Consider the following 13220-nt stretch of genomic DNA (forward strand, 5'->3'; position numbering starts at 1 on the left):
ACGGTTAGAACCGTCCTTGCCACTCACGAGCCGATGCGCGATCCGGCGGCGGAAAGTGCACGATCGGGCAACAACGCCGTCACCGCGGGGAGCGGCTCGGCGATACCTTCGGGTGATGACCGAGATCCGCGGCGGGCTTCTGCGCCCGTTGGTGACCTTGTTACGCGAACAGCCGTCCGCTCGGCCGGCGTTCACCGACGAGCACCGGACCCTGACCTTCGGGGAACTGCTGGAGTCGAGCGGCCGCTTGGCGGCGGGGCTCGGGATCGCCCGCGGCGAACGGGTGGTGCTGCACGTCGGCGGCCGCGTCGAATTCGCCGAGTACAGCCTGGCCGTCCTGCGGGCGGGCGGGGTCGGGGTTCCGGTGAGCACACGCTCGACGGCGGCCGAGCTCGCCCGCGTCGTGGAGGATTCCGGCTCAGGCCTGCTGATCACGGAAGCCAGGCACGCACCGCTGGTACGTGAGCTCCGGACGCGAGTGGTGTTCGTCGAGGACGAGCCGTCGCCCCCGCGGGGCGAGCCGCGCGACGATCTCGGTCTCGACGAACCCGCGTGGCTGCTCTACACCTCCGGCACGACGGGCCGCCCGAAAGGCGTGCTGACGACGCAGCGCGCGATCCTCTGGTCGGCGGCGGCCTGCTACGGCCCGATGTACGGGATCTCCGCCGACGACACGGTTCTGTGGCCGCTTCCGTTGCATCACGCGTACGCGTTGTCGCTGGCCTTCGCCGGGACGATCGCGTTGGGCACGCACACGAGGATCGTCGATCGCGATCTGCGCGGAGCGCTCACGGCGTACCCCGGCGGCGTCCTCGCCGGTGTCCCGGCGACCTTTCTGAACCTGCGCCAGGAGGTTCGCGGCGTTCTCCCCGCGCCACGGCTGTGCCTGTCCGGGGGCTCGCCGTGCACCGCGCCGACCCGCGCCGCGGTACGGGAACTGTTCGGTATCGAGGTCCTCGACGGCTACGGCAGTACGGAAACCGGCGGCAAGATCGCCGTCCAGCTCCCCGGCGAGGAGCACCTGACACCCGTGCCGGGAATGGAGATCCGCGTCGCCGGCGGGCAGATCGAGGTACGCGGTCCCGGCGTCGCCCCGAGCGCCGCGGGGCCGGACGGCTGGTACCGGACCGGTGACGTCGGCGGTCTCGCCGAGGGACGGCTCATCCTCGAAGGCCGCGCCGACGACGTCATCGTGTGCGGCGGCCAGAACGTGCACCCGACGGAGATCGAGGCGGTCATCGCGGAAGTCCCCGGCGTCGAAGACGTTCTGGTGACGGGAAGACCCGACGAAGTCCTCGGCGCGGTCCCGGTGGCGTTCCTCGTCTCCGACGAGCCGGATCTCGACGAGGTGCGCCGCCTGTGCCGCCGCCGGCTCTCGCCGTTCAAGGTTCCGGTCGCCTTCCACCTCGTCGGGCGCCTTCCCCGGACGCCGTCGGGGAAAGCGCTGCGGAAGGAACTGCGCGTACCGCCGCCCGAGGTGGAAACGCTGGTGCGCGAGGCGATCGCCGAGCTGTGCGACGTCGATGAGCGGTGGCGCGGGCGCCCCTTCGCCGAACTGGGCCTGACGTCGGTGGGCGGTGTGCACTTGCGGCACCGGCTGGCCGAGGCGACCGGATTGGGCCTCCCCCAAGCACTCGTCTACGACTTCCCCACCCCGGCCGCGGTCATCGGCGAGCTTGAACGGCTACTGTCCGGGGAAAGCAGACCCGTCGCGACGAGGGCCGTTCCGGTTCGCGGCGGCGAACCGATCGCCATCGTCGCGACCGCGTGCCGGTTCCCCGGCGGAGTGACGTCGCCCGAGGAGCTGTGGAATCTGGTGGCCGGCGGCGTCGACGCGACCGGCGATTTCCCTGCCGACCGGGGCTGGGAGCACTCCGTCCGGTACGACCCGGACCCCGGCCGGATCGGCGGATCCACCACCCGCCGCGGCGGATTCGTCTACGACGCCATGGATTTCGACCCGGCCCTGTTCGGGATGTCGCCGCGCGAGGCCCTCTCGACCGATCCTCAGCAGCGGCTGCTGCTGGAGACGTCGTGGGAGCTGTTCGAACGCGCCGGTCTCGACACCGCCACACTGCGCGGAAGCGACACCGGGGTCTTCGCCGGGGTGATGCACGAGGACTACGCCAGCCGGTTCGAAGGCCACCGGATGGAAGGGCGGCTGGGCATCGGGTCCTCGCACGCGCTCGCGTCCGGCCGGATCTCCTACACCTTCGGGCTGACCGGCCCGGCGGTCACGGTCGACACCGCCTGCTCCTCGTCCCTGGTGGCGCTGCACTGGGCCGTGCGCGCGCTGCGTGCCGGGGAGTGTTCGCTCGCCGTGGCCGGTGGCGCCACGGTGATGTCCTCCCCGCGCACCTTCCTCGAATTCAGCCGCCAGCGCGGCCTTTCCCCGGACGGCCGATGCCGTTCCTACGCGGCGGGCGCCGACGGCACGGCCTGGGCCGAGGGGGCGGGCGTGGTCCTCCTGGAGCGGCTGTCGGACGCCCGCCGGAACGGGCATCCGGTGCTGGCACTGCTCAGCGGTTCGGCCGTCAACTCCGACGGGGCGTCGAACGGGCTGACGGCGCCGAGCGGGCGGGCCCAGCGCGCGGTGATCGCGTCCGCGCTGGCCGACGCCGGTCTGTCCGCGGCCGACGTCGACGCGGTCGAAGGGCACGGAACGGCCACCCCGATCGGCGATCCGATCGAGGCTGAGGCGCTCATCGCCGCCTACGGGCACGAGCGTGACCGGCCGCTGTGGCTCGGCTCCGTGAAGGCCAACATCGGGCACACGCAGGCCGCGGCGGGTGTCGCCGGGGTGATCAAGATGGTGGAAGCCTTGCGGCACGGGCATTTGCCGCCGTCGCTGTACGCCGGCGATCCGAGCCCTCGCGTCGCTTGGTCCGCGGGCGACGTGCGCCTGCTCGCCGAAGGCCGCGAGTGGCGGGCCGGTCCGAAACCCCGGCGCGCCGGGGTGTCCGCGTTCGGGATCGGCGGCACCAACGCGCACGTTCTCGTCTCGGAAGCACCGCCGCCGCCCGAGGACGGAGGTCCGGCGTCTCTCGGCGCGCCGTGGCTGTTGAGCGCCGCCGGGGAGGGCGCAGTGCGAGCCGCCGCCTCCCGGTTGCTGGCGACCGTGGGCGGCCGGGACGAGGACGACGTCGCCTTCACCCTCGCCACCCGTTCCGCGCTGGAGCATCGCGCGCTGGTCCCGTCCGGCGATCTCACCGCGCTGCGCGCACTCGCCACGGGCGAACGCCGCGGCTGGACCGTGCGCGGACCGGCGGCCGCGGCGTTCCTGTTCAGCGGGCAAGGCGCGCAGCGCGCGGGAATGGGCAAGGAACTGTCGGAGCGGTTCCCAGTGTTCCGCACGGCGTTCGACGCGGCGTGCGAGGCGCTCGGCGGCCGGGTCCGTGAAGTCGCGTTCGAGGGCGGGGAGCTGCTCGACCGGACGGATCACGCGCAATCCGCTTTGTTCGCCTACGAAGTCGGCCTGTACCGGCTGCTGGAATCCTGGGGTATCCGGCCCGGTTCCGTCGCCGGGCACTCGATCGGCGAGATCGCCGCGGCGCACGTCGCCGGGGCCCTCTCCCTTGAGGACGCCGGTGTCCTGGTGGCCGCGCGCGGGCGTCTGATGGCCGCTTTGCCGCCGGGCGGTGTCATGGTCGCGGTCCGGGCGGCCGAGGCCGAGGTCGCCCCGCTGGTCGGGGAATTCGCCGACCAGGTGGCGATCGCCGCGATCAACGGCCCTCGATCCCTCGTGCTGTCCGGAGCCGGGAGCGTGACCGAAGCGATCGCGGCCCAGTGGCCGGGTTCCACGCGGCTGCGCGTCAGCCACGCGTTCCATTCGCCGCTGATCGATCCGATGCTCGCCGAGTTCCGCGAGGTCGCCGCCGGGCTGACCTACCGCGCGCCGGAGATCACCCTGATCTCCGGCCTGACCGGCCGCGCGATCACCAGCGTCGACGCGGAGTACTGGGTGCGGCACGCCAGGGACACGGTCCGGTTCGCCGACGCGCTGGACACCGTCGTCGCGGCGGAAACCGCCATCTGCCTGGAGATCGGCCCGTCCGCCGTGCTGAGCAGGGCCGCGGGAGCCATCCTGCCCACAGTGTCCACTATGGACACGAGCCGAAGTGTCCTCGAAGCGGTCGGCGAGCTGCACACCACGGGCGTGCCCGTGTCGTGGCGATCGGTTTTCGGCGGCAGCGGCGCCCGCCGCGTCACACTGCCGACGTATCCCTTCCAGCGCGAGCGTTTCTGGCTCGACCCGCAACCGCGGCGGAGCCACACGGGCCACGCGATGCTCGGCCCGGCGCTCGTCGCCCCCGACTCGCCCAGAGTCGTGCACGGCGGCTCGGCGGGAGTCCGCACGCACGGCTGGCTCGCCGACCACGTCGTCGGCGGCGCGACCTTGTTCCCCGCCAGTGCTTTCGTCGAGCTCGCCGTGCACGCGGGCGGACCGGACGTGGCCGAGCTGACGATCGAGGCGCCGCTGCGGCTCGACCGGTCCGAGGACGTCGCGCTCCAAGTGGTGGTGGACGGGCCCCGGATCGACATCTACGCCAAGGATTCCGACACCTGGACTCGGCACGCCACCGGCCGTCTGGGGACCACGGAGGTCTTCGCACAGCCGTGGAAGGGCGAGTGGCCACCTCCCGCCACCGAACCGGTCGACCTGGACCGGGCCTACGCGGCCCTCGACTACGGTCCCGCCTTCCGCGCGGTGACGGGACTGTGGGCGGACGGCGACGAACTGTTCGCCGACATCGCGCTCCCCGAAGAGGTCGACGGCCGCTTCGCTCTGCATCCCGTGCTGCTCGACGCGGCGGTGCACACCCTCGCGCTGGCCGGAGCGCCCGGCGAAGAAGCGCGCGTGCCGTTCTTCTGGAGCGGCGTCCACGTGTTCGGCCCCGTCGCGCGCCGGGCGCGAGTCCACTGTGTACGGTCCGGCCCCGGCGAAGTCCGCGTCGAACTCTTCGATCCGGCCGGAACGCCCGTCGCGGTCGTGGAATCCCTGCTCACCCGGCCGCTGCCCGCCGGGAGCACGATGCTCTACGCGCCGCGATGGATCCCCGTCCCGGCCGCGAGCGCCGACGACGTCCGGATCATCGAGGCCGAAGACGTCCGGGGCGTGCTCACCGCGCTGCAGGACACCCTCCCGCGCGGGGAACGCACCGTCGTCGTCACCCGCGACGCGGGCGATCCGGCGTCGGCCGCCGTCTTCGGCCTCGGGGCCGCCGCGTCGAGCGAGTACCGCGGCCTGGTCACCGTGGTCGACTCCGCGCTCCCGGTGGAGAAGGTGCGCGAACTCGTCGGCGGCAACCCCGAACCCCAGCTGTCGATCCGGGACGGCGTACCGCACGCGTTGCGGCTCGCCCGGACCGCGCCCGCGTCCGGCCGCCCGCTCGATCCGGACGGGACGGTGCTGATCACCGGCGGCACCGGCGCGCTCGGCGGCGCGCTGGCCCGGCATCTCGTGTCCGCGCACGGGATCCGGCATCTGCTGCTGGTCAGCCGCCGCGGCTCGGCCGCGCCCGGTGCGGACGAGCTTCGCGGGCTGCCCGCCGACGTGCGGATCGTCGACGGCGACATCGCGGATCCCGTCTTCGTCCGGCGGCTGGTCGACTCCTGCGATCCGCCGCTGACCGCCGTGGTGCACGCGGCCGCCGTCGTCGCCGACGCCGCCTTCACCGCGCAGACGACCGCCGGGATCGACGCCGTCTTCCGCCCGAAGGCCGGCGCCGCGACGATCCTGCACGAGGCCACCCGTCATCTCCCGCTGTCGGCTTTCGTGCTCTTTTCCTCGCTGGCCGGCATTTTCGGCAACGCGGGGCAGGCGAACTACGCCGCGGCGAACCGCTTCCTCGACGCGTTGGCCGTGCGGCGGCGGGCCGAGGGGCTTCCGGCGACGTCGATCGCGTGGGGCCTCTGGGATCTGGAAATCGGTCTCGGCTCGCAGATCCCAGCCGCGGCGCGGCATCGCATCCAGTCCTCCGGGGTGGCCGCGCTGACCCTGGAGGAGGGAATGGCCCTGTTCGACGCCGCGCTGGGGCACGCCGAACCGGTGCTGATCGCCGCCCGGCTCGACCCCACCGCCGCCGGGCTGCCCCCGATCGCCGACGGGCTCGGCCGTCCCGCGGCGAGACCCGCGCCGCCGTCACCCGACCGGCGCTGGCCGGATCGGCCCTCGGAGCCGGAACTGCGCGATCTGCTGCGGGTGGAACTCGCCGAGGTGCTCGGCCACCACGATCCGGGCACGATCCCCGTGGACAAGCCGTTCACCGAGCTCGGGCTCGATTCCCTGGCCGTCATCGACCTGCGTACGCGGCTCCGGGAGCTGACCGGCGTCGAACTCCCCGCCCGCGTCCTCTTCGACCATCCGACCGTCACCGAACTCACCGGGCACCTGCGCGAAGGGTCTGGCTGAGGGTCAGCGCGGTGAGCGCGACGGCGAATCCGGTGAGCTGCCAGCCGGTGAGGGTCTGGCCCAGCACCAGGAAGCCCGCGGCGGTGGCGACCAACGGGTTGGTCAGCGTCAGCAGCGAGACCGACGCCGGGGCGAGCCGGTCGATGCCGCGGAACCACAGCGGGTAGGCCACCGCGGTGGTGACGATGCCGATGTAGCCGTAGCCGATCAGGTTCGCCGTCGTCAGCGAGCTCGGCAGGCCTTCGAACAGGAGCGTCGCCGGCGCGAGGACGACACCGCCCAGGGTCAGCTGCCAGCCGGTCATCGCCAGCGGATGTCCGGGGCGGCCCCATTTCTTGGTCAGGATCAGGGAAACGGCCATGAGCCCGACGGCGACGAGCATGGCGGCCAGACCGAGCGGATCGAGCCGGGCCTCCGACGAAAGGGTCAGCAGCGCGACCCCGCCGGCGCCGGCGATCGCGGCGAGCAGGATCGGCACCGGGGTCCGGACGCGGAGCATCGGGAGCGCGAGCAGCGCCACCAGCAGGGGCTGGAGGGCGCCGAGGGTCGCGGCGACACCGCCGGGGAGGCGGTACGCGGCGAAGAAGATCAACGGCAGGAAGGCGCCGAAGTTGAGCATTCCGAGCACCGTCGTCTTCCACCACCACGACCCGTGCGGGAGCCGCCTGGTCAGTGCCAGCAGGAGCAGGCCTGCCGGGAGCGCCCGCAGCGTGGCGGCCAGGAAGGGCCGGTCCGGGGGCAACAGGGTCGCGGTGACGACGTACACGGTGCCCCAGCTGGCCGGGGCCAGCGCGGCGAGCGCGGCGTCACGGAGCGTCGGTTTCGCGGCCGCCGGTTCCGCCGGGACGACGGGCCGCTCGGCGATGATCGCCATGATGTCTCCTCACTGATAATCTCAACGTTGAGATAACACCAGCGACTTCTGTCAATGTCAAGTCTCTTAATGTTGAGACGATTGGAGGGCGTCATGGCCGACGCGGTGGACGCGGTGATCGCGCTTTGGCGACACGAGCGGCCGGACCTCGAAGACAAGCTCTGGCCCGCCGAGGTGATCGGGCGCGTTCAGCGGCTTTCCCGGATCCTCGACCGGAAGCTCAAGGAGTTCAACGCCAAGCACGACCTGGAATCGTGGGAGTTCGACGTGCTCACCACGCTCCGCCGGTCCGGGGAGGCCGACGGCCTGACGCCCGGCGCGCTGCTCAAGGCCGCGATGGTCACGTCCGGGGCGATCACGAACCGCATCGACCGCATGGAGACCAAGGGCCTGGTCGAGCGGGTGCGCGACAGCGACGACCGCCGCTCGGTCAAGATCCGGTTGACCGGCAAGGGACGCCAGGTCGTGGACGAGGTCTTCGTCCTCCACCTGGAGAACGAAGCCGACCTCCTGCCCGACCTGGAACCGGCCCAGTGGGCCGAACTGATCGGCGGCCTGCGGCTGCTGCTCGAACACTTCGGCGACACGTCACTGGAGTGACTCCAGCGCGGCGGCCGCGGCGTCCAGCGCGGCACCGGGATCGACGCCGAGCTCCCTGGCGGCACGCGCGTATTCGTCCGCCGCCGCCCGCAGGAGTGCCGCCTTGCCCGGCCGGTCGGCAATGTCGGCGACGACCGTGCCCTTGGCGCGAGCGGTGTACACCCAGCCGTTCTCTTCCAGCTCCCGGTAGACCCGAGCCACCGTGCCCGAAGCCAGCGCCAGATCCCTGGCGAGCTGCCGGATGGACGGCAACCGGGTGCCCGGCGCCAGCGCGCCGGTGGTGATCAACCGGATCAGCTGATCCCGCACCTGCCGCCACGGCGCGATCCCGAGATCCGTGTCGACGACGACTTTCAACGGCATCAGGCGGCTTCGACGCGCGAGCGGTGGGCGAGGTGGTACCAGCCGGCGAGCCCGGCGACGACCACCAGCCACGAGCCCGGGTTCGTGACCTCCGGGATCGCCAGCGTCACGGTGGCGGCGAGCCCCAGCCCCGCGGCGACCCGCGCGCTGCGGACGCGCAACGCGCCGTCGGCCGCACTGTCCCCTGTGGACGGTCGGCGCACGGCGAGCAGGATGACCAGCCAGGTGACCGCCGAAACGGCCGCGGCCACCCCCAGCAAGGCCCACCAGCGATGGACCACGAGCCAGCCCACCGCGGCCGCGACGATCACCGCGTAGAGGATCAGGCCCCAGTCCGGTACGAGCCCGCGCACCGCCCGCCGCTCCAGCCCGGCCTCGCGGCGAGCGCCTTTCGGCGGCCGCTGGGCCAGCACCTCGGCGATCAGCGCGCCGATGAGCAGGGTGGCCAGGAAGAGCGAGACGCCATCGTTGCCGATCCCGGCGAGATCGGCCAGCAGCGGCAACCCGAGGAACAACCACGGATACCAGAACCGGCGGCGGCGCAGGTAGCGCACGGCCTCGGCGACGTCGGACGGCGAAGGATCTTCGACACCCCAGCGTCGCAGCACCTTCTTGCCCTGCTTTTCGCCCGGCCACAGCAGAACCAGGATCGCCAGACCGAACAGGCCCATGATCAGGGCCACGGCCACGACGTTGTCGAACGGCACGATCGGCCTCCTCGGTCTTGTATCAAGCCTATGATACAAGACGGTCGCAACCCCGCCAGGTTCAGGCGGGATCGGACAGGATCCCGTTCACGTAAGTGCCCGTTCGGGTCACGTCCAGCCGAGCGGGGTGACTTCCGCCGCCGACGTCCACGGGCCGCGACCGCCCGCCTCGGTGAGGGCGCGGAACCGCACATAACGCGCCCGGGCAGGCCAGAACCGCAGCGTCTTCCGGGAGGCATCGTCCGCGAAAGCACCCGCGGCGACGGGACTCCCCCAGGCCGTCCCGTCCGTGCTCAGGTGGACTTCGTAGCCACCGACGCGCCCGTGGTCGGAACCGTCCTGGCGTGGCAGGTAGGCCAAGCCCGTGACGGTTCGGGCGGCCCCCAGATCGAGCTGCAGTTCGTGCGGCAGCAAGTCTTCCCCGCCGGACCACTTGGTGTGCCAATGGGTGGCGGGATTCCCGTCGACGGCGTTCGCGGCGGCGCCGTTCTCCCCCACCGTCTCCTGGCTGTCGGCCGAGCGGACGGTGGCGGCGAGCGGCCCGGAGCCCATGACCGGGTCGCTGATGGTCTCGGCGCCCGTCTCGACATGACCCGCGAAGCGGCGCAGGAAGCCGTCCGGCCCTGCAACGCTCAGGTCGTACCAGCCGCCCATGCCACCTTCGGTGCTGAACCAGTCTTCGACCGTCGCGCCCTGGGCGACCGTGTACGTCCAAGGCCCGCCACCCCGGTTGCCGGTCCGCACGGTCAGCTCGCAAACGGCACCGGCGTTGGTCATCTTCAGGTACACGACACCGGAACCCGGCCGCAGCACGACTTCCGGATTCGGCTTGCCGCCGGTGGTCGCGGTGATCCGGTTGCCGGCGAACCGGCGCACGAAACCGTTGGGGCCGTGCGCGGTGAGGTCGTACGCGCCGTCCGGGGACCCTGCCTGCCAGTAGTCGGAAAGCGTCGCGTTCCCGCCGAGGGTGTAGCGCCACGGCCCGTCAGTCCGATACGCGTTGGCGTAGACGTAGAAGTGCGCGCCCGCCGTTCCGGTATTGGCGAAGTCGATCCAGAACCGTTCGGCGGTCACCCGCCCTGAAGCCGTCAGCTGATAGGGCAAGGGGCGCGCGGTCCGCACGCCGGCCTCCGAAACGGGAAGCTTCTGCACGGACGGCGGCTGCGGCTGGGTGTTCCACGGACCGCTCGTCGGCACCGGTTTGGTCAGCACCGGATAGGTCGCGCTCGGCGACGTGGTGTCCAGCGCCGAAGTCAGGTCACCGCAGACGGTGCGCCGCCACGGCGAGATGTTCGGCTCGGCGACGCCACTCCACTGTTCGAGGAAGCGCAGCACGGAAGTGTGGTCGAAGACCTCCGAACACACCTTCCCGCCCCGGCTCCACGGCGAGACCACGAACATGGGCACCCGAATGCCCAGCCCGATCGGCTCACCGGAGACGAATTCGTCGGTCGTGGCGACGGAACTCTTGCCCTCGTTGTCGGAAGCAGGCGGCGCGGGCGGCGGCATGTGGTCGAAGAAGCCGCCGTCCTCGTCGTAGGTCAGCAGGAACAACGTCTTGTTCCACACCTCGGGTTTCGACGCGATCGTGTCGAGGATCGACTTCACCAGATCGGCCCCGGTGTTCGGGCCCCACGCGGGATGTTCGGTCTGGGATTCGGGCGCGACGATCCACGACACCGATGGCAGCCTGCCCGCGTCGACATCTCCCTTGAAGGCGCTCAGCAAGTGCTTCGGCGCGACCCGGGCCAGCCCTCGGTCGTACAACGCGCGTTCGGACGCGGTCAGGGTAGCCACGCCGGCCGCCAGTCCGTCGAGCAGCCGGGTGCGCTCGGCGGCCGAAGCGGAATCCAAGGCGTAGTAGAAGTACTCCAGCTTCGGGAAGGCTTTGCCCGCGGAGTCCTTCACCTTCGACAGCGCCTTGGTACCGACGGCGAGGAAGCTGCTGAAATAGTCCAGCGAATTGTCGCCGTAATTGTCCCATTCCTGATAGACGCGCCAGCTGCGGCCCGCGGCCTGAAGGCGCTCGGCGTAGGTCTTCCACGTGTAGCCGGTGTGCCCGGGGTTCTGCCACGCGTCGTTGCCGATCGCCCGGGTCGTGCCGTCCGGCTCGTAGCCCAGTTTGCCGGTGAACAGGTACAGCCGATTCGGGTTGGTGGGCCCCATTTCCGAGCAGTGGTAGGCATCGCAGACGGTGAACGCGTCGGCCAGTTCGTGGTAGAACCGCAGCGCCGAGCGGGTGTGATAGGTCAGCGACCGGACGCCCTTGGCCGCGCGCCACGCGTCGTGACGCCCCTTGTTCCACGCCCGGTGCCCGCCGGACCAGCTGTGGTCGACGTCGGCCATGAACTGATCGTCGATCGCGTACGGGAGCAGAGTGCCCGCTCCGTCGGGTTGCTGGAAGACCGACGCCCCCGACGGGAGCTTGATCGCGGCCGGATCGTTGAACCCCCGCACGCCGCGCAACGTTCCGAGGTAATGGTCGAACGACCGGTTCTCCTGCATGAACACCACGACGTGCTCGATGACGTCGAGTCCACCCGTCGGCGCTTCGGCGGCGAGCGCCTGCCGGACGCTCGCCGGGAGCAAGGTGAAGGCGGAAGCCGCACCAGCGGCCTTCAGCAGGGTACGACGGCGCACGGAGCCCTCCAGGAATTGCGTTGAACCCGTTCGATCCATGTTCGAAACTGCACCTTTGGCGCGACTATCGAGCAGATAGAAACATAGGTGCCGGATCGGTTCAAGGGTTCCGCCCAGGAGCCGCATGATCGGAGCAAGATGACGCGACTTTCGGATGGTCGCGACCTCGTGAGTGGCGAGGACGGTTAGAACCGTCCTCGCCACTCACGAGGCGGAAACCCTGGTGGGGGCCACCCCCTTGAGCGTCCCCCACCAGGTTCACCCGGCCGGGCAACCCGGCCGGACGTCATCTCCGCTCGTCGTCCGGCCGCCCGGACAAGGCCGCCAAGGAGAGCACCACGACGACCGGCCAGATCACGGCCACCAGCGCGGCGCCGCCGAAGGTGATCGCCGTGACCGAGACCGCCGTCGCGATCAGCCCACCGACGGGTGACACGTAACAAAGGCCCAACGGGCCCAAGAAGAGTGCCCACAGCAGAGCGGCCTTCGCCGATTTGGCCGGCGGACGGGGAACCGGATACCGCCCAGGGCCGACGACCTCGTGATCGTCGCCCTGATACCACCCGCCGGACATCAGCGGCGGATGCGGCGCGAAGAACGCCGGTCTTCGGCCGAACGCCTTGGGCGTCCGCGGATTCTGCTCGACCGGCGAGTGGCGGTGATCCTTCGGCCGTCCCATGACACTTTCCGCACTGCGCATGACACCCTCCCCCGTCGCCGGCCCGAGGCCTGGTGAAGTCACCCCGTGCCTGGCACAATTACCGGTCGCGGTTCGAAACTTCCGGGTCGTTCTGCCCACTGACCATGCTGACGAGTCGGGGGAGTGGCTGATGCGTCAAATGGAACACAGCACCGATCCGGTTCCCCGGGAACCGGAGGGCCAGGATGACCGGTTCCCCCGCGGCTGAAAACGGGAATCTGGGGACCTGGCGGCGGCTGACACCGGCGGAACAAGCCGCCCTCCGGCGCGCGGGCCACCTGAAAGTGTGGCGCCCCGGCCAGATCCTCGCCCTCCAGGGCAGCCCGCCCACCAGTATGTTCGTCGTCCTGCACGGCTGGGTGAAGATCAGCGCCACCAACTATCGCGGCGAAGACGCCCCGCTCGCCGCCCGTGGTCCCGCGGAAATCGTGGGCGAACTGGCCCCCATCAGCGGACTCCCCCGTTCCGCCACGATGTCGGCGATCGACGAGGTGCACACCCTCGTCGTGCCGAGGGAGAAATTCCTCGGTGTATTACGCGACCAGCCGCGTATCGCCGAAGAGATCTTCCGTACCGCGGCGATCCGGCTGCAGCAATCCGACCGGCTGCGCCTCGAATCCGGCGGGCCGGATTTCCCGCAACGCCTCGCCGCCGTCCTCCTGGAACTGGCGCTGCAGCACGCCGTCGATTGGACGGCCGGGAAACAGATCGACCTCCGCTTCAACCAAGGCGAACTGGCGGGCTTCGCACGCGTCTCGCGCAGCACCCTGATCCGGGGCCTCGACGAACTCCGCAGGCTGGGCGTGGTGCGCACCGCACGCCAGCGCGTCACCATCACGAGCCCTCGCGCATTACGGGAATTGGCGGCCGGACGCCCACCACCGGCCGCCGAGGCCTGATCCGGCGCGAAATCTCGGCTATCCT

At 71.1% G+C, this 13220-nt stretch carries 8 protein-coding genes; 3 read left to right on the forward strand and 5 right to left on the reverse strand.

The annotated features are described in order from the left end of the window. The first annotated feature begins 115 nt into the window (after nt 1-115). Entirely contained in the window at nt 116-6412 is a 6297-nt protein-coding gene (locus MJQ72_RS34145) for a type I polyketide synthase (RefSeq protein WP_240595203.1), read from the forward strand. Here MJQ72_RS34145 and MJQ72_RS34150 read toward each other — a convergent pair. Then, the gene (locus tag MJQ72_RS34150) at nt 6381-7286 is read right to left on the reverse strand and encodes an EamA family transporter (RefSeq protein ID WP_240595204.1); all 906 of its coding nucleotides are present in this window, start codon (nt 7284-7286) and stop codon (nt 6381-6383) included. The two genes, MJQ72_RS34145 and MJQ72_RS34150, sit on opposite strands and share 32 nt — an antisense overlap. Nucleotides 7287-7379: 93 nt before the next feature. Here MJQ72_RS34150 and MJQ72_RS34155 point away from each other — a divergent pair, with 93 nt between their 5' ends. Beyond that, nucleotides 7380-7886: a MarR family winged helix-turn-helix transcriptional regulator gene (locus tag MJQ72_RS34155; protein WP_240595205.1), complete on the forward strand. Its 507-nt coding sequence runs from the start codon at nt 7380-7382 to the stop codon at nt 7884-7886. On the opposite strand, the gene MJQ72_RS34160 is transcribed toward MJQ72_RS34155, so the two are convergent. From MJQ72_RS34160 to MJQ72_RS34175, 4 genes are all read right to left on the reverse strand, one after another. After that, nucleotides 7875-8249 (reverse strand): GntR family transcriptional regulator, encoded by a 375-nt coding sequence (locus tag MJQ72_RS34160; protein WP_240595206.1) that lies wholly within the window; start codon nt 8247-8249, stop codon nt 7875-7877. The genes MJQ72_RS34155 and MJQ72_RS34160 overlap by 12 nt on opposite strands. Beyond that, on the reverse strand, nt 8249-8956 hold the full coding sequence (locus MJQ72_RS34165; protein WP_240595207.1) for a hypothetical protein: 708 nt from the start codon (nt 8954-8956) through the stop codon (nt 8249-8251). The genes MJQ72_RS34160 and MJQ72_RS34165 overlap by 1 nt, the downstream gene beginning before the upstream one ends. A gap of 108 nt (nt 8957-9064) precedes the next feature. Then, nucleotides 9065-11596: a phosphocholine-specific phospholipase C gene (locus MJQ72_RS34170; protein ID WP_240595208.1), complete on the reverse strand. Its 2532-nt coding sequence runs from the start codon at nt 11594-11596 to the stop codon at nt 9065-9067. A gap of 286 nt (nt 11597-11882) precedes the next feature. Then, entirely contained in the window at nt 11883-12296 is a 414-nt protein-coding gene (locus MJQ72_RS34175; RefSeq protein WP_240595209.1) for a hypothetical protein, read from the reverse strand. A 185-nt stretch (nt 12297-12481) separates the two neighbouring features. Here MJQ72_RS34175 and MJQ72_RS34180 point away from each other — a divergent pair, with 185 nt between their 5' ends. Then, nucleotides 12482-13195 (forward strand): Crp/Fnr family transcriptional regulator, encoded by a 714-nt coding sequence (locus MJQ72_RS34180; protein ID WP_240595210.1) that lies wholly within the window; start codon nt 12482-12484, stop codon nt 13193-13195. Nucleotides 13196-13220: the final 25 nt, after the last annotated feature.

Source organism: Amycolatopsis sp. EV170708-02-1, from assembly GCF_022479115.1.
Taxonomy (GTDB): Bacteria; Actinomycetota; Actinomycetes; order Mycobacteriales; family Pseudonocardiaceae; genus Amycolatopsis.